The sequence below is a fragment of the Arthrobacter sp. SLBN-100 genome (assembly GCF_006715305.1).
In the GTDB taxonomy this organism is placed as follows: domain Bacteria; phylum Actinomycetota; class Actinomycetes; order Actinomycetales; family Micrococcaceae; genus Arthrobacter.
On sequence record NZ_VFMY01000001.1, the window covers coordinates 2,207,877 to 2,232,541 of the forward strand.

General features: G+C 65.7%; 26 protein-coding genes. 11 read left to right on the plus strand and 15 right to left on the minus strand.

All coding sequences use genetic code 11. From position 1 onward, the window contains the following. Positions 1-20 precede the first annotated feature (20 nt). Positions 21-1,829 (minus strand): glycoside hydrolase family 15 protein, encoded by a 1,809-nt coding sequence (locus tag FBY31_RS10305; RefSeq protein ID WP_142040199.1) that lies wholly within the window; start codon positions 1,827-1,829, stop codon positions 21-23. 86 nt (positions 1,830-1,915) lie between these two features. Here FBY31_RS10305 and FBY31_RS10310 point away from each other — a divergent pair, with 86 nt between their 5' ends. Next, complete coding sequence (locus FBY31_RS10310) at positions 1,916-2,647, plus strand: DUF72 domain-containing protein (RefSeq protein WP_142040201.1); 732 nt, start codon at positions 1,916-1,918, stop codon at positions 2,645-2,647. Between the two features lie 67 nt (positions 2,648-2,714). Then, positions 2,715-3,806, plus strand: coding sequence for an App1 family protein (locus FBY31_RS10315; RefSeq protein ID WP_142040204.1), 1,092 nt, complete (start codon positions 2,715-2,717; stop codon positions 3,804-3,806). Positions 3,807-3,864: 58 nt separating this feature from the next. Here FBY31_RS10315 and FBY31_RS10320 read toward each other — a convergent pair whose 3' ends face one another. From FBY31_RS10320 to FBY31_RS23795, 5 genes are all read right to left on the minus strand, one after another. Further along, on the minus strand, positions 3,865-5,427 hold the full coding sequence (locus tag FBY31_RS10320; RefSeq protein ID WP_142040207.1) for a glycoside hydrolase family 1 protein: 1,563 nt from the start codon (positions 5,425-5,427) through the stop codon (positions 3,865-3,867). A 163-nt stretch (positions 5,428-5,590) separates the two neighbouring features. Then, complete coding sequence (locus tag FBY31_RS10325; protein ID WP_142040210.1) at positions 5,591-5,971, minus strand: hypothetical protein; 381 nt, start codon at positions 5,969-5,971, stop codon at positions 5,591-5,593. Between the two features lie 97 nt (positions 5,972-6,068). Next, positions 6,069-6,461: a J domain-containing protein gene (locus tag FBY31_RS10330; protein WP_142040222.1), complete on the minus strand. Its 393-nt coding sequence runs from the start codon at positions 6,459-6,461 to the stop codon at positions 6,069-6,071. 13 nt (positions 6,462-6,474) lie between these two features. Next, positions 6,475-6,618: a hypothetical protein gene (locus FBY31_RS23790; RefSeq protein ID WP_442858170.1), complete on the minus strand. Its 144-nt coding sequence runs from the start codon at positions 6,616-6,618 to the stop codon at positions 6,475-6,477. A 39-nt stretch (positions 6,619-6,657) separates the two neighbouring features. Beyond that, positions 6,658-6,813, minus strand: coding sequence for a hypothetical protein (locus FBY31_RS23795; RefSeq protein ID WP_442858171.1), 156 nt, complete (start codon positions 6,811-6,813; stop codon positions 6,658-6,660). A 130-nt stretch (positions 6,814-6,943) separates the two neighbouring features. Here FBY31_RS23795 and FBY31_RS10340 point away from each other — a divergent pair, with 130 nt between their 5' ends. After that, the gene (locus tag FBY31_RS10340; protein ID WP_142040225.1) at positions 6,944-7,264 is read left to right on the plus strand and encodes a MerR family transcriptional regulator; all 321 of its coding nucleotides are present in this window, start codon (positions 6,944-6,946) and stop codon (positions 7,262-7,264) included. Between the two features lie 11 nt (positions 7,265-7,275). Here FBY31_RS10340 and FBY31_RS10345 read toward each other — a convergent pair whose 3' ends face one another. Next, entirely contained in the window at positions 7,276-8,088 is an 813-nt protein-coding gene (locus FBY31_RS10345) for a phosphatase PAP2 family protein (protein WP_142040228.1), read from the minus strand. A 137-nt stretch (positions 8,089-8,225) separates the two neighbouring features. On the opposite strand from FBY31_RS10345, the gene FBY31_RS10350 reads away from it, so the two are divergent. After that, positions 8,226-9,368, plus strand: coding sequence for a DNA alkylation repair protein (locus FBY31_RS10350; protein WP_142040231.1), 1,143 nt, complete (start codon positions 8,226-8,228; stop codon positions 9,366-9,368). On the opposite strand, the gene FBY31_RS10355 is transcribed toward FBY31_RS10350, so the two are convergent. The 3 genes from FBY31_RS10355 to FBY31_RS10365 all read right to left on the minus strand — a co-directional run bounded on the left by FBY31_RS10355 (position 9,349) and on the right by FBY31_RS10365 (position 12,791). Beyond that, on the minus strand, positions 9,349-11,223 hold the full coding sequence (locus FBY31_RS10355) for a S8 family serine peptidase (RefSeq protein ID WP_235013008.1): 1,875 nt from the start codon (positions 11,221-11,223) through the stop codon (positions 9,349-9,351). The genes FBY31_RS10350 and FBY31_RS10355 overlap by 20 nt on opposite strands. A 105-nt stretch (positions 11,224-11,328) precedes the next feature. After that, on the minus strand, positions 11,329-12,201 hold the full coding sequence (locus tag FBY31_RS10360) for an NAD-dependent epimerase/dehydratase family protein (protein WP_142040234.1): 873 nt from the start codon (positions 12,199-12,201) through the stop codon (positions 11,329-11,331). Further along, entirely contained in the window at positions 12,198-12,791 is a 594-nt protein-coding gene (locus FBY31_RS10365; RefSeq protein ID WP_142040237.1) for an adenylate kinase, read from the minus strand. The genes FBY31_RS10360 and FBY31_RS10365 overlap by 4 nt, the downstream gene beginning before the upstream one ends. 316 nt (positions 12,792-13,107) lie before the next feature. Between FBY31_RS10365 and FBY31_RS10370 the strand changes: the two genes are divergently transcribed. From FBY31_RS10370 to FBY31_RS10400, 7 genes are all read left to right on the plus strand, one after another. Beyond that, the gene (locus tag FBY31_RS10370) at positions 13,108-13,851 is read left to right on the plus strand and encodes a GAF and ANTAR domain-containing protein (RefSeq protein ID WP_142040240.1); all 744 of its coding nucleotides are present in this window, start codon (positions 13,108-13,110) and stop codon (positions 13,849-13,851) included. Positions 13,852-13,880: 29 nt separating this feature from the next. Beyond that, positions 13,881-14,288, plus strand: coding sequence for a response regulator transcription factor (locus FBY31_RS10375; RefSeq protein WP_142040242.1), 408 nt, complete (start codon positions 13,881-13,883; stop codon positions 14,286-14,288). A 22-nt stretch (positions 14,289-14,310) separates the two neighbouring features. Next, on the plus strand, positions 14,311-15,303 hold the full coding sequence (locus FBY31_RS10380; protein WP_142040245.1) for a phosphodiester glycosidase family protein: 993 nt from the start codon (positions 14,311-14,313) through the stop codon (positions 15,301-15,303). Positions 15,304-15,311: 8 nt separating this feature from the next. Beyond that, positions 15,312-16,409 (plus strand): bifunctional glycosyltransferase family 2/GtrA family protein, encoded by a 1,098-nt coding sequence (locus FBY31_RS10385; RefSeq protein ID WP_142040249.1) that lies wholly within the window; start codon positions 15,312-15,314, stop codon positions 16,407-16,409. A 75-nt stretch (positions 16,410-16,484) separates the two neighbouring features. Further along, on the plus strand, positions 16,485-17,150 hold the full coding sequence (locus FBY31_RS10390) for a DUF4956 domain-containing protein (protein ID WP_235013009.1): 666 nt from the start codon (positions 16,485-16,487) through the stop codon (positions 17,148-17,150). After that, positions 17,147-17,932: a polyphosphate polymerase domain-containing protein gene (locus FBY31_RS10395; protein ID WP_142040251.1), complete on the plus strand. Its 786-nt coding sequence runs from the start codon at positions 17,147-17,149 to the stop codon at positions 17,930-17,932. Before FBY31_RS10390 ends, FBY31_RS10395 begins: the two co-directional genes overlap by 4 nt. A gap of 77 nt (positions 17,933-18,009) precedes the next feature. Next, positions 18,010-19,608 carry a carbohydrate-binding domain-containing protein gene (locus FBY31_RS10400; protein WP_142040254.1) on the plus strand — a complete coding sequence of 533 codons (1,599 nt, stop codon included), beginning with the start codon at positions 18,010-18,012 and terminating at the stop codon, positions 19,606-19,608. A 104-nt stretch (positions 19,609-19,712) separates the two neighbouring features. On the opposite strand, the gene FBY31_RS10405 is transcribed toward FBY31_RS10400, so the two are convergent. The 5 genes from FBY31_RS10405 to FBY31_RS10425 form a co-directional block, all read right to left on the minus strand. Then, on the minus strand, positions 19,713-20,549 hold the full coding sequence (locus FBY31_RS10405; RefSeq protein WP_142040257.1) for an alpha/beta fold hydrolase: 837 nt from the start codon (positions 20,547-20,549) through the stop codon (positions 19,713-19,715). Between the two features lie 137 nt (positions 20,550-20,686). Further along, complete coding sequence (locus FBY31_RS10410; protein WP_142040260.1) at positions 20,687-20,884, minus strand: hypothetical protein; 198 nt, start codon at positions 20,882-20,884, stop codon at positions 20,687-20,689. Positions 20,885-21,088: 204 nt separating this feature from the next. Beyond that, positions 21,089-22,273, minus strand: coding sequence for a fatty acid desaturase family protein (locus tag FBY31_RS10415; RefSeq protein ID WP_142040263.1), 1,185 nt, complete (start codon positions 22,271-22,273; stop codon positions 21,089-21,091). Between the two features lie 13 nt (positions 22,274-22,286). Beyond that, positions 22,287-23,384, minus strand: a complete 1,098-nt coding sequence (locus FBY31_RS10420) for a ferredoxin reductase (RefSeq protein WP_142040265.1) — start codon at positions 23,382-23,384, stop codon at positions 22,287-22,289. A 234-nt stretch (positions 23,385-23,618) separates the two neighbouring features. Next, entirely contained in the window at positions 23,619-24,653 is a 1,035-nt protein-coding gene (locus tag FBY31_RS10425; protein WP_142040269.1) for an LLM class flavin-dependent oxidoreductase, read from the minus strand. Between the last annotated feature and the right edge of the window lie 12 nt (positions 24,654-24,665).

The following is a 24,665-nucleotide window of genomic DNA, read 5'->3' on the forward strand; positions in this document are numbered from 1 at the left end:
CTGAACCCGAACGCGCCGCCTCAGCGCGTTTGCGCCGTTTCCGGCGGAATGGGGATGTCGCTTCGCCGAACCGTATCCTGATGCAGCTCCAAAGCGCTAGTCACAAGGGCGAAGTGGCTGAAGGCCTGGGGGGTATTTCCGAGTTGCCGGCCGAGCCGGACGCCCCATTCCTCGCTCAGGAGCCCCACATCGTTGCGCAAACCCAGGAGCCGCTCGAACAGTTCCCGGGATTCTTCGTGACGGCCTGCGCCCAGCAGCGCCTCCACCAGCCAGAAGGAACACGCCAGGAAGACGCCCTCGTCGCCCGGCAGGCCGTCGTCGGACTCGGCGGGCCGGTAGCGGAGCACAAACCCGTCCTCGGTCAACTCCCGTTGGATTGCCTCGATGGTCCCGACCACCCGGGGATCGTCGGGTGGCAGGAAGCCCACCCGCGGAATCAGGAGCAGGCTGGCGTCCAGCTCCGGCCGCCCGTACGACTGCACAAAAGTGTTGCGCGCGGCGTCGAACCCGTTGGCCATCACATCCCGGCGGATGGTGTCCCGCAGCTTCTCCCAGCGCTCCACCGGCCCTGGAAGCCCCGAGTCCCGGACTCCCTTCACCATCCGGTCCGCTGCAACCCAGGCCATCACCTTGGAGTGCGTGAAGTGCCGGCGCGGCCCGCGCATTTCCCAGAGCCCGTTGTCCGGCTGGTCCCAGATGGTCTCCAGGTGCTCCATCAGCGCAATCTGGAGGTCCCACGCCTCGTCGGAGTGCGTGAGCAGGGAGTTTCGGGTGAGCGCGAGGCAGTCCAGCACCTCACCCCACACATCCAGCTGGAGCTGTTCGGCGGCGCCGTTGCCAATGCGCACCGGGGTGGAGTTTTCGTAGCCCTTCAGCCAGGGCAGCTCCATTTCCGGAAGGCGGCGTTCGCCGTGGATCCCGTACATGATCTGGAGGTCTGACGGGTCGCCGGCCACGGCCCGGAGCAGCCAGTCGCGCCATGCGGCCGCTTCGGCGGTGTAGCCGGCAGCCAGGAGCGCCTGGAGCGTCATGGTGGCATCCCGGAGCCAGCAGTAACGGTAGTCCCAGTTGCGGGGGCCGCCGGGCTGTTCCGGCAACGACGTGGTCACGGCCGCCACGATCCCGCCCGTGGGTGCATAAGTGAGGGCCTTCAGCGTTACCAGCGAGCGGATCACGGCGTCCACGTACTTTCCCTCCACCGTGCACTGCGAGGCCCAGCCCCGCCAGAACGAGTACGTGGTGCCCAATACTTCTTCCGCGTCGACGGTATGGGGCCGCCCCACGTGGCTCGGTGCCCAGGTGAGGACAAATGGGACACGTTCGCCTGCATTAACGGTGAAATCGCTGACCGTGTGCATGTTCTCACCGTGCAGCGGAGCACTGGTCACAAGATAGACGGCGTCCGGACCGGCGATGGCATGCAGGCCATACTGGTCCTTGCGCACCCAGGGGATGATGTGGCCGTAATCGAAGCGGAGGGTCAGTTCGCCGTGCATCTCCACGCTTCCGGTGACGCCTTCGACGATGCGGACAATGTCGGCCACCGAGTCGCGCGGCGGCATGAAGTCGATGACCCGCACCGTGCCGTCCCCGGTTTCCCACTCCGTTTCCAGCACCAGGCTGCCGTCCCGGTACCGGCGGCGGGTGCAGGACCCCCCGCTTGCCGGCGCCAAAAGCCACCGCCCGGCGTCGGGTGTGTCCAGCAGCGCGTTGAAGCAGGCAGGCGAATCGAACCGCGGAAGGCAGAGCCAATCGATGGAACCTTCCTTGCTGACCAGTGCCCCGGTATGGAGGTCACCGACAACCGCATAGTCTTCAATTCGCGCCATGACCTTACCCTGCCACAGCCAGTGCCGGAGTGGACCAGTGGGCGGGGTGTAGCCTCAAATAACGGCAGCGGTGACCGGAGGTACATATGGCAATCCACATCGGAACCTCCGGATGGAGCTACGACCACTGGGAGAACGTCCTCTACCCGCCCAAGCTGCCCGCGAAGGACAGGCTGCAGCATTACGTCGCCCGGTTCCATACCGTTGAACTCAACGCAAGCTTCTACCGCTGGCCCCGGGACACCACGTTTGCCGGCTGGAACCAGCGCCTGCCCGCCGGTTTCAGCATGTCCGTCAAGGCTCCCCGGGGCCTGACCCACGCGAAGAAATTGTACGAGCCGGACGTCTGGCTGGAGCGCATCACGCGGTGCTGGCATGTGCTGGGGGACAAACGGGCAGTCCTTTTAGTCCAGCTGCCGCCCGGCATGGAACGGGACGACGCCCGGCTGGACTACTTCCTCACCGCAACGCCGGACTGGATACGTGTCACGGTGGAGTTCCGGCATCCGAGCTGGGAATGCTCGGAGGTGTTCGCCCTGCTGGAGCGGCACCAGGCGGCGTACTGCATCATGAGCGGTGCGAATCTTCCCTGCATCCTTCGAACCACCGCCCCGTTCGCCTACGTGCGGTTCCATGGTCCTGACCACCAGCACCTTTACGCGGGCTCCTACTCTGATGCGGACCTGCAGTGGTGGGCGGACCGCATCCGCGAGTGGGCGGGCAATGGCCTGGACGTCTTCGCCTATTTCAACAACGACGGCGGCGGGAACGCCGTGCGGAACGCCGAGACCCTGCGCGGGATCCTTGGCGAAGGGTAACGTCACGAAGCGTCAGCGGGCGCCTGGATTCTCCTCCGCCCGTGCCGCCCTGTGGCAGAGTGGAGCCATGGACTCGGCTCCGAATGATTCGTCACAGAACACAGCGCCCGCCACGACTCGGGACGCGCTCTCCGGGAACCAGGTGTTCCGGCTGGCGCACTGGCTCTCCGACGCCGTTAACCTGGTTCGGATCCGGCTGGCCAGGCGCTGGAAATTCGTTCCCCAGACCGTCGCGTACCAGGGTTACGGCTCCACCAGCCAAGTGAGGGTGTTGGGCCGGGTGCTGCTGACGCAGAAGCCGCTGCCCGGAAGCAAGGCCGATCATGCGGCGCGCAACGGCAACCAGAACATCCGCGGGTGGCGTGCCTTCACGAGTGTCCCGCTGCAGTTTACCGACGTCGAAATCACCATCGGCGACGTTGTCACCCATGTCCGTGCGGACCGGGGTGGGCTCGTTGACACGGAAGTGGACGTCCGGCTTTCGCCGGGCTGGCACACTGCCATCCTGCGGGCGGAAGGCACAGAGCCAGTCGAGGCGCGGATCCACGTCATTGCGCCGGACGTGAAGTTCGGCATCGTCTCCGATATTGATGACACCGTGATGGTGACGGCGCTGCCCCGGCCTTTCCTGGCCCTCTGGAACACTTTTGTGCTGAGCGAACGGGCCCGCATGGCCACGCCCGGGATGGCGGTCCTGCTGGACCGGCTCACCGTTGAGCACCCGGACGCTCCGGTGATCTACCTCTCCACCGGGCCATGGAACGCAGCGCCCACACTGGCCCGCTTCCTGAGCCGCAACATGTACCCGGCCGGACCCCTGCTGCTGACGGACTGGGGCCTGACGCAGGACCGCTGGTTCCGCAGCGGCCAGGACCACAAGCTGCGCAACCTCGAGCGGCTCGCCAAGGAATTCCCGGACATGCGCTGGCTGCTGATCGGCGACAACGGCCAGCACGATGAGGCGATCTACTCAAGCTTCGCCCAGGACAACCCGGACAAGGTGGCCGCCATCGCCATCCGCCAGCTGTCCATCAGCGAGTCCGTATTCGCAGGCGGCCACTCCGAGGACGGGGACCACACCACGTCCCGGGTGCCCTGGATCTACTCCCCTGATGGCGCCGGCATCGCCAAACGGCTGGCCGTGCTGGGCGTCCTCTAGTTCTATTCTGGCGGCCACCCCGGCCCGGCGGCGGCTGCCCTAAGCCCCACCCGGCGGCCTAAGCACTGGCACCCAACGGGGTGACGCCGTCGTCGGGCGATTCCGCATCCAGGACCTCCCGGTCCAGTGAGTCAGGCGCAGCGGCCGCCGCGATGGCAACGTCCGCCGCGGCGGCAAGGTCGCGTTCCTCGATGAGCTCCTGGTACCAGAAGTAGGAGGCCTTGGGGGTCCGCTCCAGGGTCTCCCGGTCCACGTGCAGCAGCCCAAATGGCTGGTTGTAGCCCGCGGACCACTCGAAATTGTCCATCAGCGACCACACGTAGTAGCCGCGCAGGTCGATGGACTCGGCCTCGCCACCCGGGGCGGTGGCGCGCAGCGCAGCCTGAAGGTGGTCGGAGAGGTACTTCAGGCGGCGCTCGTCAGGGATGAACCGGGTGTTGGTGGACTTGTCCCGGACGATGATGTCCTCGAAGCTGGCCCCGCCCTCGGTGAGGATGACGGGCGGCAGGTTGGGGTACCGTTCGGCCATCTCCTTCAGGGCAACTTCCATGTACTCGGGTTTCACCGGCCAGCCATAGGACGTGATGTCCGCTTCCGGCCAGGTTTCCACGTGGAAGGGGGTGCCGCCGCTGCCCGTTGCGCTGAGGTCGCTGCCCATGGCCTCCGCCATGCTCGCCGGCACCGCCCCGCCACCCGGGCCCACAGCCACCTTGGTGGGCATGTAGTAGTTGAGCCCGTAGAAATCGAGCGGCTGGGAAATGAGTTCCATGTCCTCTTCGGGGTGCTCGAACGAGCTGAAGAACTTGGCGGCCCGGATCAGGTCCGGATATTTCCCGGTGAGCACGGGGTCGGCGTAGAGCCGGTTCTGGGCCAGGTCCATCAGGCCCGCGCTGAGGTAGTCCAGCGGGTTGATGGAGTTGGGGACCATGGGCGAGTAGACGTTCGTCATGCCAATTTCGCCGGGCACCTTCGCGGCGCGCAGTGCCTGCACGGCGAGTCCGTGCCCCAGCAGCTGGTGGTGGACGGTAGGAAAGGCACCCAGGAGGAGCTCCTTGCCCGGCGAATGCAGGCCGAGGGTGTAACCGTTGGTACTCACCGTGGCGGGCTCATTAATGGTCACCCAGCGGGCGACGCGGTCGCCGAAGGCATCGGCGAGGATGGCGGCGTACTCGCCCAGGCGGTAGGCCGTGTCCCGGTTCATCCACCCGCCGTCCTCGTCCAGCGCCAGCGGTGTATCCCAGTGGTAGATGGTGGCCATGGGCGAGATTCCGTTGGCCAGGAGTTCGTCCAGGAGCCGGTCATAAAAGGCCAGGCCGGCGCGGTTCGCCGGACCGCTGCCGGTGGGCTGGATGCGCGGCCAGGCGAACGAGAACCGGTACGAGTCCACGCCCAGCTGCTTCATGAGGGCCACGTCCTGGGGCATGCGGTGATAGTGGTCGCAGGCTGTCTTAGGGCTTTGGTCCTCCACGATGGCGCCGGGCTTGGCGGCGAACGCATCCCAGCCGGCGGGTCCACGGCCGTCCTCGTCCAGTGCGCCTTCGATCTGGAACGCTGCCGTGGCCACGCCAAGCGTGAACCCCTGCGGGATGAGTGCAGCGAGGTCCCTCGCGGATATATGCATCGAATCAACCCTTACTACGGACAGACGGTACCCGCGCCGGTGCTAGGGCCCGCGCGAGGTCAGGACCATATCCTCGCACGATTCCAGGGCTCTTTGCTGGGCGTCCTGCCACGGTCGGGGACTCAACGCAATTCCCCGCCTGCGGCGGCTGGTCCCCGCGCGGCTACTGCTGCTCGCCGAACAGGAAGTCCTTCGCGTGCGCCACGGCCTTGCGGAAAGCATCGTTGCGGAGCGTCACCAGGTGCTCGGTATCGCCGTCGGCCGGTTCAAGGTAGCCCGTGTACCCCGGCCGGAGGACCCAGATGTCTCCCGCGGGCGGAAGATAGAAGACGCCAAAAGAGCGCTGCTGCTTTTCATCGGTTGTCCACACCGGCACCACGGCCAAGGCGGCGCCGGTTGCCGGGTTGATCCATTGGGCACGGGGCAGGGGTTCCTCATGTGCTTCGGGGTCCAGGAACGGCGCGGTGCCTTCGCCCCAGCGCTGTTCGAAACGCTCATGGAACGCCGGCATCAGGTGTGAATCATAGCGGCGCCAGTCGCTCATGCAGTTCTCCGCCTCCTCAAGGTAAAACGCCGCACAGGTTGCTCCCGCGGCGGCTGAAGGTAGCCGTTGCGCCCCGGTGTCGGGGTGCTTCCGGCAGCTAGGCCCACGGTCCGCTTTCCCAATGCACCGGGCTGATCCTGATCGTGTTCCCGATAAGTCCGCCTCGGCGCTGGACTTTGCGGACCGGAATATCCCGCGCAGTTTCCGACGCCGAGGCTGGCCGGGCCACCGGAGCAGCCTTTACCTCGCGGTCGTAGGCTGCCCGTCGGGCCGGATCACGCAGGACGGCGAAGGCCTGCATAATCCGCAGCAGTTCCGCCTCCGGTGGTGGCAGTCCCGCCACCGGATTTTGTTCAGCCGCGTTGGCCCGGCCCACGGACAGGTCCGGGTGGTGGCTGCGCATAAGGGCCCGGTAGGCACGCGAGATCTGCTGTTGCGTGGCGTCCCGCGGGACGCGCAACGCCGTGTAGTAGTCCGGGATGTCGCTCATGTCAGCCTTCCGGTCAGACCTGTCCGGATTGGGTGGCGGCGCAGGGCAACCACCGTGGTTGCGCCGCGCTGCCGGAACCGTCCTGGCTTCCGGTCTGTTGCATTTCGTTCTGCTTGGCCTGGATTTCGATCTTGCGGGGCTTGGCCTGCTCCGCCATGGGAACCCTCAGCGTCGGGACGCCCAGGTGGCAGCTCGCCTAGATGTTGTCCGTGTTCAACGTGTCGCCAAGGATCTGCTGGGGGCTGAAAACATCGCGGGGACGCTCGGAGGCCACCAGCTCCACCTTGGGCTGGGTGGGGTCCTGGCGTTCGGCGCGGAGCGTGAGAATGTTGGGCTCAACATCATGTCCCACTCCTTCAGCTTCCCAGAAGTCGGTTCGGTACCATATCCACTGGTCCTTATCTATAGTGGTGGATATAGATTTTTTATAGCACCCATGGGAAACTGAAGCAAGATCACCGCAGGGAAATTTTGGAGAACCGATGGCAGAACGGGAAGCAGGACGGGCCCCCGTGCCCGCGAAGGGGCGTGCACTGTATGCCATTTCCGTTGCGGCGAAGCTGGCAGGCACCGGCCAGCAGAACATCCGCCTCTACGAGACGCGGGGCCTCGTGACCCCGTCCCGTACTTCCGGCGGGACGCGGCAGTACAGTGATGCGGACATCACCGTGCTGCTAAGGATCGGCGAACTCCTTGAACAGGGCCTGAACCTCGCCGGAATCGCCAAAGTGCTGGAACTGGAGGAAGCCAACCTCAAACTCCATCGGGCCCTGAAGCGGGCCCGGTCCCGGCCGCCCGCCTGAATGGCCGCCATTCATTCCCGCGGAGTTTCAGCCTTAGAGAGTTCGCCGGTGATCCGTTCGCCCGGAATCCTTGCCGTCCGCCAGGTATCCAGGGCAATGACTCCACCAAGGATCACCAGCGACAGCGAGAGGGAGGCCAGAGCGTCGCTAAGCCAGTGGTAGCCCAGGTACAACCGGCTGACGGAGGCCAGCACAATGCCGATCCCCGCCCCGATGAACCCCAGAACCGCGGACTTCCGGTTCTTCCGGCGGGAGTAAATCAAGAACGTTCCCACCAGCAGGAAGTCGCAGGCCCCCAGGACGTGTCCGGAGGGGAACGAGAAGGTGCGGTCTATGCCGAAGAGCATTTGCTCCACCGGCGGACGGGAGCGGCGCACAATCTGGAGGATGATCTGCGAAATGATTACCCCGGAGAGCATCGCGGACGCCAGGACGATGGGACGCCAGGCGTGCTTGGCTGCGATTCCCCATACGACAACCACCACCAGCACGATGATGGGCAGGGCAATCGGACCAAAGACTATGGCCAGGAAGATCATGATGACTGTCAGCGTCTGGGACCTCAGCCCGAGCAGCCAGTCGCGGACGGGCACGTCGGCTGCGGAGAGTCCGTCGGCCTGGACCACGCTGATGAGGGTGGCGAGGAAGAGCGCCAGCCCCACCGCCACCAGGACGGCAGCCGAGCGGTACAGGCTGTGCCTGTCGGCCGGGTCCACATAGCGCTCCTCCACCACGAACTTGTCGTGGAAGGCCCGCCATCTGCCGGTACTCTTCCCGCTGGTTCCCGAGCCTGCTGATCCCTGCTGTCCCACCGGCACGTCCATCCCTTGGTAGTGAATTTTGCCTAGGGTGAAGATTATCCCTGTTCCGCCGGGATGGCGCGGCGGCAGTGGGCAGGCGGTTTTCCTGCTGATGTTCGGCGGCGGCCGGAATCGTCATATCCCGGAGGTAGCCTGACTGCATGGGCGTGATGAACGAACTGATTGACCCGCCGGCCATAGCCAACCTCGTCGATATCCTCAGGGAAACCTCGATGGGAGTGCGGTGGGAGCGGACCGCTGCCGCCGCTGCGGGCCTCGGTGACCTCAATTTGCGGGCCCGGACCGATCTGGTGGCCCGGGCGCTCGTGGCTGACATCCGGGAGTGCAGCGACGGCAAGGCGTATACGACGGCGGCCGGCAGCTTCCGCGCTGCCCTGTCCGTCCCGGAATTCACCGGCTGGGTCCTGTGGCCGGTCTCGGAGGCGGCCGTCACCCTCGCCCTGGATTCCGGAGCCTTGGAGGACTTTGACGACAGCCTGGCGCTGCTGGCCGGACTCACGCCGAGGCTTACCGGGGAATTCGCCATCCGGCGTCTCCTCGCCAAGGACCCGGACCGCGCCCTGGAAGCAGTCCAGGCGTGGACGGGGAGCCCGGATGAGCACGTGCGCCGGCTGGCGAGCGAGGGCACCCGGCCCTATCTGCCGTGGGCGGTCCGCGTTCCCGCCCTCGTCCAGCGTCCTGAAGCCACCCTCCCCATCCTTGATGCCCTCTACCGGGATTCCTCGGAGTACGTGCGGCGTTCGGTGGCGAACCACCTCAACGACCTTGCCCGGCACGCCCCGGATGCCGTTGTTGCCGCCGCCCGGCGCTGGCTCTCCGCAGCGGACAGCAACACAGAGTGGGTGGTCCGCCATGGGCTCCGCACGCTGGTCAAGAAGGGACATCCCGGCGCGCTGGCACTGCTGGGCTTCGCCCCGGCGTCGGTGGCCGTTACCGGGCCGCGGCTTGACCAGGAAACACTCACCGTGCCGGGTGAGCTGACGTTCGCCTTTGAGATTTCCAATACCGGGGCGCAGGACGTGCGGCTCGCGGTGGACTACCTGGTGCACTACCGGAAAGCCAACGGCAGCCTGTCCGCGAAGGTCTTCAAGATCTCCACCCTGACCCTTGCCCCGGGAGAGAGCCGGAGCCTGTCCAAACGCCACGCCTTCCGGCAGATGACCACCCGGGTGCACCATCCAGGACTGCATGCGCTGGAGCTGCAGATCAACGGCGCCGTGCACGGGCGCACCGAGTTCCTGCTGGAGACGGCCTGGACCGAACCTAGAAGGAGCCTGTGGTGAACTGCCAGCTCCGGCCGGCGAAGGGGTTCCCGGCCAGGTCGCGCACTGCGGCGCCGCCGCCGGTCACAGTCACGGTGTACTTGGTTTTGGCGGCCAGCGACTGCGACGGGTCCAGGATCCACTGATTGGTGGTTCCGTTCCGGTATACGGAGGCCGGCACCAGGGCTCCGGTGGCAGCGTTCTTGATGGTGAACGTGGTTCCGGTGACGCCCTGGACAGCCTCGTTGAAGGTGACGCTGATGCTGTTGGTCCGGCGCACCAGCAGCGCGTTGCTGCCCGGGGTGGTGCTGGTGACAAGGGGCGCGGGCCCGGTCAGGAAGCTCCAGCTGGTGGAGGCCAGCGGGGTGCCCGCACTGTCACGGATGGCCGAGGTCCCGCCCACCAGTGTCGCCGTGTAGCGCATGTCGGCGGCCAGGCTGGCGGCCGGATCGAGGGTGGCTGTGCGGGTGGTGGCGTTGTAAGCGACGGTGGCGGGGATAGCGCTGCCGGCCGCGTTTTTGAGCACGAACGTTCCGCTGGTGACGCCCTGGACTGCGGCGCTGAAGGTGGCCGTTACGTTGGTTCCGGCCACCACGGCTGTGGCATCGGTCCCCGGCCTAACCGCGGTGACGGTGGGCGCGGGGGCAACCGGAGCGGGAGCGGGGGCAGCAGCAACAGTGCCGGCGAACAGCAGGCGGTTGGGAGTTCCGCTGGTGGCACCGGTGATTACCCCGGCGGTGGCGTTGGATGTCAGCGCAGCACCCACCTGGGCCGGGGTGAGGGCAGGATTCTGGGACAGCAGCAGCGCGGCCGCCCCTGCCGTGTGCGGCGAGGCCATTGAGGTCCCGGACATGGAGGCTGTGGCGGTGGCCGAGGTGTAGTAGGTGGAGGTGATGCCAACACCGGGTGCGTAGAGGTCCACGCAGGAGCCGAAGTTGGAGAAGGAGGCCTGCCGGTCGGCAGAGTCGCTGGCAGCCACCGTAACGGCGGCGGGGACCCGGGCGGGAGAACTGTTGCAGGCGTCCACGGCGGAGTTGCCGGCGGCAACCACCGCGGTGACGCCGTCGTTGATTACTGCCTGGATGGCCGCATCCACCGTGGTGCTCGCGCCGCCGCCCAGGCTCAGGTTGGCCACCGCGGGCGTACCGGCGGTGTGGTTGGCGGCCACCCAGTCGAGCCCGGCCACCACGTCGGAGTTGTAGCCGGAACCGTTGCAGTCGAGCACCCTCACCGGCACCACGGTGGCAGCCTTTGCCACACCGTAGGTGGAGCCGGCCACTGAACCGGCGACGTGCGTGCCGTGTCCGTTGCAGTCGCTCGATCCACGGCCATCGGCCACGGCAGACCAACCGGCGGCCACCCTGCCTCCGAAGTCGGTGTGCGAGGCCAGGACGCCCGTGTCCACCACGTAGGCCGTCACGCCGGCGCCGGAAGAGGTCCAGGTGTAGGACCCGGACAGGGGCAAGGACTTCTGGTCGATCCGGTCCAGGCCCCACGGTGCCGGCTGCTCGGTCGCGGAAACGGTGACGGGCAGATCCACTTCCACCGAGACCACGCGGCCGGAACGTGCCAGGGCCGCCGCCTGGGCAGGATTGGCGGTGACCACCGCGGCGCGGACGGCGTGTGAGAAGGTACGGCCGACGGCGACGCCCTGCGCCCGCAGTCCGGCCGCCTCTGCTGCCACGTCGGCATTCGCGCTGTACTGCACGATGTAGCGGGTGGCACCGGTACCAGCCGGTGGGACTGCCGATGCAGGAACGGCAGTGGCGGCGAGCGCGACGGCGGAAACCAGAACTGCTGCGGCGGAGAGCACAAAGGCGGGAGTACGAATTTTGGGGTCCTTGTTTTGGCGTTGTGGGCTGCGTGAGCGAAACATCCATCCGCCCTTACCAAGAGATTAGGACCCCACAAGGGGCAGGATCCCGGTCCTTGCGGGATCCTGTGCCAACCTTGGGTTATTCCTGCGCCGGGCAGAAATCCCTTAGTTCGTGGCGCCTGCGGGGGTACCCGCAAGGTGATCCCGCCAGGAGTGTTCGGGCTCGAAGCCGAGCAGCCGCCGGGCCTTGTCAATGGACAGCATGGTCTCGTGCTCGCCCAACTCCTTGGTGACTTTGACGCCGGGGAACACTTCAGCAGCGAGGCTTGCGCTTGACCGGCTCATTACCGTGTCCGCGTTTGCGATGATGTACGCCTCGAATCCGGGCTGGCCGTTCTCCAGCGCGCGGGCCACGGCCTGCGCCCCGTCGCGCCCGTCGATGTAGCCCCAGAGGTTCCACTTCCGCAATGTTGCGTCGGCGTCGAAGCTTGGGAACCTGGCATAGTCCCCGGCGTCCATGACGTTGGAGAACCTCAGGCCGGAGATGCTCAGCTCCGGGTCCCAGCGGGTCAGCTCCACTGCCATCTGCTCCTCAAGGTGCTTCACCAGGGAGTAGGTGCTTTCAGGCCGTGCCGGGTACTCCTCATCCACGGGAATGTAGGGCGGGTCGACGTCGAAAGGCAGTCCCAGCACCGTCTCGCTGGACGCGTACACCACCTTCTTGATCCCGGCCCGGCGGGCCGCCTGGAAAACGTTGTAGGTGGCGAGCATATTGTTCTCGAAGGTGGCCGCGTCCGGGATGATGCCCGGCGCCGGAATGGCACCGAGGTGGACCACGGCATCAAATCCGCTGTGCCGGTCATCGACGCCCAGCAGGACGTCAAGGACCTGGCCGTAATTGCGCAGGTCCACCACCACCAGCCCGGGGTTCCGCTCCCCTTCCCGGTCCAGGTTCAGCACCTCGTGTCCGTCATCCGCCAGCCGCCGGACAACGTGCCGTCCCAGCTTTCCGCTTCCCCCGGTTACTGCCACCCTCATGCGCGTTCTCCCTTTCCGTTGATGAAGCGTTCGATGGCGGTTATCGCCAGTTCGGTGATTTCGCCCGGATCTCCGCTGCCGTTCACAGACACCAGCAATCCCCGGCCGGCGTAGACAGACACCACTTCGTGGGTCTCCCGGTGATACAGGTCAAGGCGGCGCCGGAACACATCCACCGTATCGTCCCTGCGGCCCTCCTTTTGTGCACGCTGCAGCATCCGCTGTTCCAGCTCGGAGTCGGAGGCACGAAGTTCTATCACTGCATCGAGGGAACCGCCCTGCGAAACCAGGAAGTTGTCCAGTTCCACCACCTGGGGTGCGGTGCGGGGGTACCCGTCCAAAAGAAAGCCGGCGCGGACGTCGGCATCCTCGAGGCGATCCTTAACCAAGGCGTTGGTAAGGTGGTCCGGCACAAAATCCCCGCCGTCGAGATACCTGGCAGCTTCGTTGCCCAGTTCCGTCTGCCTGCTGACATTGCTCCGGAAGATCTCACCGGTGGAGACCGCTGGAATACCGAAGTGCCGGGCCAACTGTTCGGCCTGGGTTCCCTTGCCGGAGCCGGGCGGACCGATGATGAGCAGTCTTGTCATGTTCCTGTCCCTCCGCGGCGCAGCAAGCGCTTTTCCGGGTCGGCAGCCGGCAGCCCCGGCGCTGCCCTATTCTGCCCATAACGGGCAACACAATGCCAGCCTCGGACCGGGATCGACGAGGCCCGCGACGTGCCGCGCCAGTGGCGAAAAGCGGCGTTGCCAGAGGCAAGAGCTGTATATACTTCTGCATATCGGTTTAGCAGCAGGCCGTTGGAAAGTTCTTCGATCCAGCGACTTCAGCCGCTTGCCGCCCCTTCGGGTGGAAGGGGTTCTGTTGCCGGGTCGTTTTAACCTGAGCGAATGGCACCAAGAAACCGTGGCCAGCGAGTCAACAGCAAAAACCGATACTTCAATAACTGAGCACCTGCATGAACTCGTCCTCAACAGCTCTGACGTTGAGGACTTCCTTAACGAACTGGCGCAGGTGTCCGCCCGTAATCTCTCCGAGCCCGGCGACGAGGTGCTCTGCGCCATCACCCTGTTGCGGCAACGGAAGGCTGCCACGGTGACCAGCAGCAGTCCGGCCGCCGAGGCCGTCGCGCGGCTTGAGTACGAGTTCAGCCAGACACCCAGCATGGAGGCTTCCGCGTCCCAGGCCACGGTCTCTGTGCCCGACGTCCGGGAGGACGGCCACTGGCCTGAGTACTCCGCGTCCCTGCTGAGCCAGGGCATCCGCTCCGTCCTTGCCGTTCCGTTCGAGCTGGAGGGCGAGACGAAAGCGGCGCTGTTGCTGTACTCGAGCCGCCCCAACCGCTTTGAGTCCCGGGTGCTCGAGTTTGCTGAGGACTTCGTCTCCCAGACGTCCCTCGCGCTGCGGCTTGCGGTGCGCGTCGCGAATTACAGCGAGACTGCGGCCAACCTCCGGGCCACCCTGGAATCACGGACAGTGATCGACATGGCCGTGGGCATCATCATGGGCCAAAACAGGTGCAGCCAGCATGACGCTTTTGAGATCCTGAAGACGGCGTCGAGCACCCGCAATTCCAAGCTGCATGACGTGGCAGCATCAGTGGTTAACTCGCTTGGCCAGGGCCCTGCCCGCACCCACTACGACGGGTAGACTAATGCAAACTTTCGCCGGGGGCTCCAATGGAAAAGAAACGCGTCTGCGTGGTGGTTGAAGACGACGACGATATCCGCGGACTGATTAGCGTCGTCCTGAGACGCGCAGGATTTGAGGTCAAGGCTGTGGCCACCGGTGCCGAGGGCATCACCGCTGCAGCAGACCCTGCCGTCTCACTGATCACCCTGGATTTGGGCCTGCCTGACATGGACGGGCACGTGGTGGCCCGCGCCGTAGCCGCCTTGAGCAAGGCTCCGCTCCTTTTCCTCACGGCCAGGTCTGAGAACGACGACGTGTTGGCAGGCGTGGTCTCCGGCGCCGCCGCCTACCTCACCAAACCCTTCAGCCCCAGGGAACTGCGGGACGTGGCCGAACAGCTGTGCCCGGCTCCGCTTTCACAGCTTCCGCACATACCCGGCAAATCCCTCTGCTAGTTTGCCTGCCTAGAAATGAGGCATGACTCCTCAGCAGAACAAACCCCGTAAAGGCACCCGTTTCCGGCGCGCCGCCGTTGCAGGCGCTGTTGCCCTCGCCCTTTCAGCCGGCGGCGCCACCGCTTGGGCCCTGGACCGCTTCGTCATCCAGCATGTGGAGATCTCGGACGTCTCCGCCTACGAGGCCAGCACGGGCACCTCCGCAGGAACGTCCAACGGCACTTCCACCAGCACGACGTCGGACACGTCCTCCACGAGTGCCGTCACCACTGACACCTCCTACGTGTCAGACAGCTCCAACATCAACATCTCGACCGTGACCACCGGCAGCGGCGACAGCATGGTCACCTTCTACGTGGCCGACGTCGTACTCGATGACGCCACCACCCTGCAATCCGCCTTCGCCAATGACAGTTTCGGTGAAAACATCACCGAAACCACGTCAGCCATCGCCGAAGCCAACAACGCGGTTTTCGCCATCAACGGCGACTACTACGGCTTCCGCGATACCGGCATCGTGATCCGCAACGGCGTGGTGTTCCGGGACGAGCGCGCCCGCCAGGGCCTGGCCTTTTACCGCGACGGAACGGTAAAGGTTTACGACGAAACCGCCACCACCGCCGAACAGCTCGTGGCGGACGGCGTCTGGAACACCCTCTCCTTCGGTCCCTCCCTGCTGGACAACGGCGAGGTGGCCGCGGACATCGAGGACGTTGAAGTGGACACCAACTTCGGCAACCACTCCATCCAGGGCGAACAGCCGCGCACCGCCGTCGGAATTATTGATGAAAACCACCTGGTATTTGTGGTGGTGGACGGCCGCAGCCCCGGCTACAGCGCCGGCGTCACCATGACCGGGCTCGCCGAAATCATGCAGGGCCTTGGTGCCACCACTGCCTACAACATTGACGGCGGCGGCTCCTCCACGATGTATTTCAACGGCGGCCTGGTCAACAACCCGCTGGGTGAAAACAAGGAACGCGGCACCTCCGACATCCTGTACATCGGGCAGTAGGCCCGGCCATGATCATCCTGATCCCGGCCTACGAGCCGGACCAGCAGCTCCCCGCCCTGATCCGCAGCATCCGGGACGCGGCACCCTGGGTTCCCATCCTGGTGGTGGATGACGGAAGTGGGCCGGACTACCGTGACGTGTTCGACGGCGCCAGGGCACTTGGGTGCCACATCGTCAGTTACGGGCGCAACCGCGGGAAGGGCTTCGCCCTCAAAACCGGTTTCGGCTATATTGCGGACAACCTTCCCGGCCACGATGTGGTCTGCGCCGACAGCGACGGCCAGCACATGGTGGTGGACATCCTCCGCGTGGGAGCGGCTTTGCAGGAGAACCGGGCGGAACAGCGCTGGGCCACCATGGTCCTCGGCAGCCGGTCCTTCACCGGCAACGTCCCCGTACGGAGCCGGCTCGGCAACAGCGCCACCAGGGCACTCTTCACTCTTGCCACCGGCGAGCGCATCGCCGATACCCAGACAGGCCTCCGCGGCTACCCCGCCGCGATGATCCCTTGGCTGAGGTCGGTCCGTGGCGACCGCTACGAGTATGAGCTGAACCTGCTGCTGGAAGCCCGGAACGGCGGCTATTCCATCCAGTCGGTGGAGATCGCCACTCTCTACCTGGACCACAACTCGGGCTCGCATTTCCGGCCCCTTGCAGATTCAGTGCGCATCTATGCTCCGTTGCTGAAGTTCCTCGCTTCCTCCTTCACGGCCTTCGTGCTGGACACGGTACTGTTCCTGCTGCTCACGCTGGCCATCGATTCGCTGCTCCTGGCTGTGCTGGGCGCCCGCGTCGTAAGCTCCGCGGTGAATTTCCTGGTCAACCGGAACGTCGTCTTCGAACGCGGCAGGGACAAACCGGCCGCTACTGCCGGGGTGCGCTATTTCAGCCTGGCTGCCATGCTGCTGGCCGCGAATTTCGGCCTGATCTGGCTGCTCGAAGCCGCCGGGCTGCCTGCCCTGCCGGCCAAGATCCTGGCCGAGGTCCTCCTGCTGGCGGCCAGCTTCGCCGCACAGCAGCGCTGGCTCTTCGCCGGCAAAACAGCCCGTCAAAGTACTGACAGCACGCCCAGCGAAACACCAGCCCGCACTCATATACCCGGCTAGGTCGCCGCACAGCACCTGCACAGCTTGGGGCCGGAAAGTAAAGACAAGCCCACCGAAAACATCCCGGAGAATCCCATGAACTCACTGATTTTTATCCTCGCCGACCTCGCGGCCATCAGCATCCTGACCTTCGCCCTGTACCTCCGCCGGCACCGCCGCCGCGACCTGGTGGTGTCCTACCTGGGCATGAACGTCGGCGTCCTGGCCGTGGCCACCGCGTTGTCCGGGTCGGCTGCCGGCCTGGGACTTGGGCTGGGGCTCTTCGGCGTCCTGTCCATCATCCGGCTCCGCTCCACCGAGCTGGCCCAGCACGAGGTGGCCTACTACTTCTCGGCCCTGGCCATGGGCCTCATCGCCGGCCTTGGCATCGAGCCGCTCTGGCTGACGGTATCCCTCATGGCCCTGATCCTGCTGGTGATGTTCGTGGGAGACCACCCCCGCGTCCTGCCCGCCTACCGCCACCAGACCGTCATCCTGGACCGCGCCATAGCCGAAGACGGCGAACTCTACGCCCGGCTGGAAGAAGTCCTGCACGGCAAGGTCCACTCCGCCACCATCCAGCAACTGGACCTGGTCAATGACAAAACCATCGTGGACGTCCGGTTTGCCTACTCCCCCGCAGCCTTTCCCACCCAGGTGACCATCCCGGCGGCTACTTCGGCAGCCCACCGGCTCACCCAACCCGCACACGCCCACACTGAGCCCGCATCCATGGTCCATTCCCAGGCAGGTGCCGCATGAGCACCACCGGAACAGACGTCGTCGGCAACCTCCGCTTCCTTCCCCCGGTAGGCCTGGAAGAGCTCAACAGCGAAGCGGCACTACAGATCCGGGTGGACCGGAAGTATGTGGTTCCCTCAGGGCTCGCCCGCCAGCTCCTGGTCTCGTTCCGCACGGACGTGCGGGTGCTCGAGATGGACGGTGCCCGTAGCTTCGCCTATGACTCCGTCTACTTCGACACCGCCGCCTTGGACAGCTACCTGCTGGCAGCCCACGGCCGCCGGCGCCGCTACAAGATCCGCACCAGGACCTATGTGGACAGCGCCGTGAGCTTCCTGGAGGTCAAGACCGAAGGCGCCCGCGAGGCAACCGTCAAGGAACGCATCCCCTACCACCTGGCCGACCGCGCCCGCCTGACCGAGGAAGGACTGGACTACGTCCGTGAAACGCTGACGGCTTCCGTCGGCGCCATGCCTTCCGGCCGCCTTGAGCCGGTGCTGGAAACCAGGTACAACCGGACCACCTTGTTCCTCCCGGAGTCCGGCAGCCGGGCCACGATCGACAGTGGCGTGACCTGGCAGCGGCCCGACCAGCCGGCCTGGCTGCTGGACGATGCGGTAATCCTTGAGACCAAGTCAGGCTCCACCGCCGGTCCGCTCGACCGGCATCTCTGGGCCCACGGCGTGCGGCCGTCCCGGATCTCCAAGTTCGCCACCGGGATGGCGGCACTCTGCCCGGACCTGCCCGCCAACCGCTGGAACCGGACGCTGCGGTGCAGCCTGTCCCTCCGGCCTGCGGCTTAGTCCCAGCCCGGCCGCTCAGCCAGCCCCGCCGCTAGACCACCTCAACTGCTTCCCCACTTTCCCAAAGGACCCTTGCCATGAAGAACCTCCGTACCTACCTCTCTGTCGCCGCCCTGGCCACCGCACTCGGGCTCACCGGCTGCTCCGTTGCCGGCACCACACCCACCGGTGTTTCCGCCATCAGCAGCACGTCGTCCGCTGCCACTTCGGGCACCACTTCCAGCACCACGCAGGCAGTTTCCCTGGACACCCTGGCCGAGGACACGCATTACGACGCCGACGACCTCACCTGGGACGCCGCCTCCGAAGTAGCCGTGACACTGGCGGACGGTACCAGCAAAACCGGCGGCTCGTCGTCGGACGCCGTAACGGTCGACGGCGACACGGTCACCATCACCGCGGCAGGCACGTACCGCCTCAGCGGGTCACTCTCAAACGGCCAGGTGGTAGTGGCCGCCGGTGAAAAGGACGTGGTGCGGATCATCCTGGACGGTGCCAACGTCACCAGCTCCACCGGTTCCCCCTTCGTTGTGCAGAGCGCCAATGAGGCCATCGTCTACCTCCAGGACGGCACCACCAATACGCTCACTGACGCGGCCACCTATGCGGACCAAGGGACGGACGCACCCAACGCAGCCCTGTACTCCATGGCGGACCTGACCATCGCCGGCAGCGGATCCTTGACCGTGGACGGCAAGTACAACGACGGGATCTCTTCGAAGGACGGCCTGGTCCTCGCCGCCGGCACCGTGACCGTGGACGCCGCTGATGACGGCATCGTGGGCAAGGACTACGCCGTGCTGCTGGACGGCGCCTACCAGGTGACCGCGGCCGGAGACGGCTTCAAGTCGGACAACGACGAGGAAGAGGGCCGCGGCTGGCTCCTGATCAACGGCGGAACCATCAACGTCAGCGCCGGCGATGACGGCATCAAGGCGTACAACACCCTGACCATCGCGGCCGGCACGTCCACCGTGGAGGAATCGGAAGAAGGCCTCGAAGCCCAGCACATCGTGGTTTCCGGCGGCATCGCAACCGTCACATCCAACGACGACGGCGTGAACGCCTCGGGCGGCAGCTCCACCGCCGGCACGTCCGCACAGGGCGGCGGCGGAATGGGCGGCGGGGGCATGGAAGTGGGCGACTACACCGTGGCGGTTACCGGCGGCCTGCTCACCATCAACGCCCAGGGCGATGGTCTGGATTCCAACGGCAACGCCAGCATCTCGGGCGGAACGGTGGTGGTGAACGGCCCCACCAACAGCGGAAACGGTGCGCTGGACGTCAACGGCGAGCTGGACGTGACCGGTGGAACTGTTGCCGCCGCCGGAAGCGCGGGGATGGTGGTCACGCCCGGCGAGTCCTCCACCCAGTCCGGGGTCCAGGTGACGCTGGGGTCGTCGGTTCCGGCCGGGACCGTCATCCAGCTTGCCGATTCAACCGGGAACGTAGTCGCCGCGTTCGTTACCGCCAAGGCCACGGCCTCGCTGGTGTTCTCCTCCGCCGCGATCACGGATGGCGAGCAATACACGGTGTACACCGGAGGCACCGCAACAGTGAGCGCGGGACTGGGCGAAGGCTCATTGGACGGCGCCAAGGAACAGGGCACCGTCACAGCCGGCGAGTACGCTGCGGCGCAGGGCCCGGGGGTAGGCGGCGGCGGCCCGCGCTGGTAACCCCCAACGCTCTCTCACTTAACGCAACGATTAACCCAACGCTCGCTCACTTCCGGCGACGGCGGCCTCCCGCCGTCGCCGGGTCTTTGAGCGTTAAGCAGGGGCTACTTTGCGAGGAAACGCAGCAGCGCTTCGTTAACCTCCGCGGCGTGGGTCAGCAGCAGGCCGTGCGGGGCGCCCTCGATCTCCACGTACTCGGCGACGGGCAGGGCCTTGGCGAACAGCCGCCCGGTGGAATCGATGGGGAGGATGTTGTCGGCGGTGCCATGGAGGATCAGTGCAGGGACGTCGATCTTGGGGATGTCCCCGCGGAAGTCCGTGATCCAAGTAGCCGGTGCCGCAACGGATGCTGTGGCGCCTGCGTTGGAGGCTGTGTTCCAGCTGGCATTGACGGCCTCCTGGCTGAGGCGGGGCGTGCCGAGGAACGTGTCGCTGTTGTAGAAGTTCTTGAAGAACTCGGTGAAGAAGGCATACCGGTCTGCCGTGACAGCCTCTTTCAGCCCGTCGAAGACGTCCTGTGGAACACCCTCGGGGTTGTCCCCGGTCTTCAGCAGGAACGGTTCCAGGGAACCCAGGAATGCAGCCTTTGCAACGCGCGCGGAGCCGTAATTGCCCAGGTACCTAGCCACTTCGCCGGTGCCCATCGAGAAGCCCACCAGCACGGCGTCGCTCAGGTCCAGGGCGGTCAGGAGGGTGTTGAGGTCCGCGGCGAAGGTGTCGTAGTCATAACCTTCCGTGGTCTTGCTCGATTTCCCGAAGCCGCGGCGGTCGTAGGTGATCACGCGGTAGCCGGCATCCAGAAGGGCGGTGGCCTGTTTCTCCCAGGAGGCGCCGTCCAGTGGGTAGCCGTGGATCAGCACTATGGGCTGGCCCGAGCCGTGGTCCTCATAGTAAAGCTCGATGTCGGTGCTGTTTTCGGTTCCAACGGTGATGAAAGCCATCGCGGCGGTCCTTTCGAGACTGTGGGAGCGGAGCGGGCGTGGAAGCTGCCTTGCCCGCGCAGTTCCTACTCTAGGCGCGCAGGTCCCGACTCCTGGCGCGAAGTTCCCGACTCCAAGGTGGTCCGCCGTGCCGTGGGCTACTGGGAAGGCTGCGGCAGCTCGCAGGATATTTGGGGGTTGGCGCCCATGTAGTTCAATGCGCCCGCGGCAATAGTGATTGCTATGGTGCCGGCTTCGGCGCAATTTCCCGGCGCTGAACCGAAGTAGCCGCGCTGCCAGGCGGCGACGCCGCCGATGATCAGCCAGATGACGATAAGTACTCCGAGAATCCGCATGATTCCTCCGTAGGCCGCAGCGGCTGTGGGATCAATTATGCGCGGTGGACGCGGAAAGTGAGAGAGCGTTCGTGGAAAACGCGCGGAAAGTGAGAGAGCGTCTGATGCGGCGGAGAAAAGAATGCACCTCCGGTCCCGGTGGTTACCGGAGCCGGAGGCGCAGTCAGTGCTTACGAGTAGGGGCGGGGCCCGGGCGGACTGTGCCTAGGCCCGCGCGGCCTTACCCGGGAGGGCCAGCTTGAAGACCTTCGCCCAGGAAGAGCCCACCTGCTTCAGCAGCGGCCCGGTGGTGTACTTCAGGCCGTAGCGCTGGCAGATTTCACGGACCCTCGGCGCCACTTCGGCATACCGGTTGGAGGGCAGGTCCGGGAAGAGGTGGTGCTCGATCTGGTGTGACAGGTTTCCGGTCATCAGGTGCATGAACTTCGAGCCGGAGATGTTGGCCGAGCCAATCATCTGGCGGACGTACCAGTCGCCGCGGGTTTCCCCCTCAACCATTTCCTCGGTGAAGGTGTCGGTGCCTTCCGGGAAGTGGCCGCAGAAGATGACTGCGTGGGCCCAGACGTTGCGTACGGCGTTGGCGGCAAGGGTGCCGTAGAGCGCCTGCTTCCCGGAGCCGGTCAGCATGGCGACGGCGGGCGTGGCGGCGTAGTCCTTGGTGAACTGGGTGACCACCTTCTTGCCCAGGGCCTTGAGGTCCTTGAGCAGCGCTTCCTTGGACTTGGTGCCTTCCTTGTACTCGGTGAGCTCAAGGTCGTAGATGGCGATGCCCCACTCGAAGACCGGGGCCAGGATGGCGTTGAACAGGGGGTTTGCCAGGTTGATGGGCTTCCAGGGCTGTTCTTCGTCCATCCGCAGGAGGTTGTATCCGACGTCGTTGTCCTTGCCCACCACATTGGTCCAGCGGTGATGGAGGTCGTTGTGGGTGTGCTGCCAGGAGCGTGAGGGGGTGACGAAGTCCCACTCCCACGTGGTGGAGTGGATGTCAGGATCCCGCATCCAGTCCCACTGGCCGTGCAGGATGTTGTGGCCCAGTTCCATGTTCTCGAGGATCTTGGCCAGGCTCAGCAGCGTGGTTCCAGTGACCCAGGCGGCCTTGTTCTTGCTGACGAGCAGGGCAGCCCGGCCCGAAATCTCAAGGCCACGCTGGATCTTGATCATCCGCCGGATGTAGGCGGCGTCTTCCGCCCCGCGCTTGGCGAGGATTTCGTCGCGGATCGCGTCGAGTTCGCGTCCGAGCTCTGCCACCTGCTCATCACTGAGGTGGGCGGCCGCCGGCGGACGCACAGTGGGGCTGCCGGATTCGGCAAGCTTCCCGGGGCGCGTCCTCGAACTGTTGGTTGAACCGCCTCCGGCAGGGGTGGCCTTGCTGGGTGTAATTACAGACATACCGTAGTACTCCTCAGATTTCGAGGTTGACGGGTCCGGCGGCTGCCGAGACACACGTTTGGATCAATTGGCCGGGCTCGCCATGGACTTCTCCGGTGCGGAGATCGCGGACCTGCCCCGACAGGAGCGGGGTCAGGCAGCTGTGGCAGATGCCCATCCGGCAGCCGCTGGGCATCAGCACCCCGGCGTCCTCGCCCACGTCCAGGATAGGTGTGTCGCCGTCGGCTTCCACTTCCCGGTCGGAGGCTTCAAAGGTGACCAGCCCGCCGTCGTGCCCGACGCCACCTTCGAACGTGGTGTTGAAGCGCTCGATCATGAGGTTTCCCGGTGCGCCGACCTCTGCCACATCAGTGCCGGGCGCCGCTGTGGTGAGCGCGGCGCGCTTCCACAGCGCCTCGGCGTCGTCCAGGAAGCTGTCCGGGCCGCAGGCGTAGGCGGCGCGTTCCTTCCAGTCCGGGCAGATCTCGTCCAGCTGATCCGTGTTGGTCAGGTCCATCCGGCCCTGCTCGCCGGTAAACCAGTGGGCCAGGCGGAAGTTGGGGAACTGGTCGGCGAGCTCGGCGAGTTCCTCGCGGAAGAGGCTGTCACCGGGGGTGCGGGCCGAGTGGACCAGGACGACGTCGGCATCCGGACGCCGCGGAACAAGGGTGCGGATCATGGACATCACCGGAGTGATGCCGCTGCCCGCCGTGACCATCAGCAGGGGGCGGGGGTGCTCCGGGAGCACAAAGTCGCCCTGCGGGGGTGCGAGGAAGAGGACGTCGCCGGGTTTGGTGGTGCGCACCAGGGTGCCGGACACTGCGCCGACGTCGGTGACCGTGATGGCCGGGTCCTTGCCTGCAGGGGCGCTGAGCGAGTAGGACCGCCAGTGGCGCACGCCGTCGAGTTCGACGCCGATGCGCGCCCATTGGCCCGCGAGGTGCGAGTGCCAGCCGCGGCCGGGCCGGAAGAAGATGGTCGCTGACTGCGCGGTCTCCTGGACCACCCGGGTGACGACGCCGCGGAGTTGCCGGGCAGAGTAGACAGGGTTGAACAGCGCCAGGATGTCCTCGGGCGCCAAAGGGGTAGTAAGCACAGAGGCCGCCTGGGCCAGCTGACGTAGCCGGATCATGCGATAAAGCCTAAAACGGCGCGGGCCATATTTCTCTCTCTCCGTCATATGACCGTTCCGCAGTCACGCTGTAATTCGGGCGCTAAGCCCCCAAAGCCGCACTCTAAGAGTAACGGCTGCGGTGTGCAGAAGGTTCCCTCAACTTCACTAAGCATACTTATCATACCCAAGGATACGGATGGGCAGGTTATTACTTAAGGGTCGGCGGCGACATGGCGGCCTGAACTTACCGGGTCAGGGCCGGGCCGACTTCCAGCCAAGGGCCGGGGCGATGTAGCGGGCCACGCTGCCCAGGAGCTTGGCGTTGAACTCGACGCCGAGCTGGTTGGGGACCGTGAGCAGCAGCGTGTCCGCGGCCTGGACGGCGGTATCGGCAGCGAGCTCTTCGGCCAGGGCATCTGGAGCGCCCACGTAGCTTTTCCCGAATCGTGCGGTCAGTCCATCGATGATGCCAACCTGGTCGCGGCTGTCCCGCAGCGCACTGCCGGCAAAGTAGCGGCTGTCCTCCGCATCAACGATGGGAAGGACGCTGCGGCTGACCGAGACCCGGGGTGTGTGGCGGTGGCCCGCTGCTGCCCAGGCATCCCGAAAGAGCTGGATCTGTTCTGCCTGGAGTTCATGGAAGGGAACGCCCGTGTCCTCGGTCAGGAGGGTGGAGCTCATCAGGTTCATGCCCATTTCGGCGGCCCAGACGGCCGTCTTCCGGCTGCCGGCTCCCCACCAGATGCGTTCGGCCAGTCCTGGCGACTGCGGCTGAATGGGAAGCAATCCGGTGGCACCGCCGGCGTAGCGGGGGTCCGCTTCGGCCACTCCCGCACCGGCGATGGCCTTCCGGAAAAGCGCGGTGTGCCGGCGTGCCATGTCGGCGTCGGCCTCCCCCGGCTCCGGGCGGTAGCCAAACGCCGCCGCACCTTGCCGCGCCGGTTCGGGTGAGCCCCGGCTGATGCCGAGTTGAAGCCTGCCGCCGCTGATCAGGTCTGCAGCCGCGGCTTCCTCCGCCATGTACAGGGGATTTTCATAACGCATGTCGATCACGCCGGTGCCGATTTCGATCCGGCTGGTCCGGGCGCCAATGGCAGACAGCAAGGGGAACGGCGAGGCCTGCTGCCGGGCGAAGTGGTGAACCCGGAAAAACGCTCCGTCCACCCCCAACTCTTCAGCAGCGACGGCAAGGTCAATGGCCTGGAGGAGGGCATCTGCGGCCGTCCGCGTTTGTGAGCCCTGGCCTGGGCCCCAGTGGCCGAATGAAAGGAATCCGATGCGCTCCATACATCCCATAAC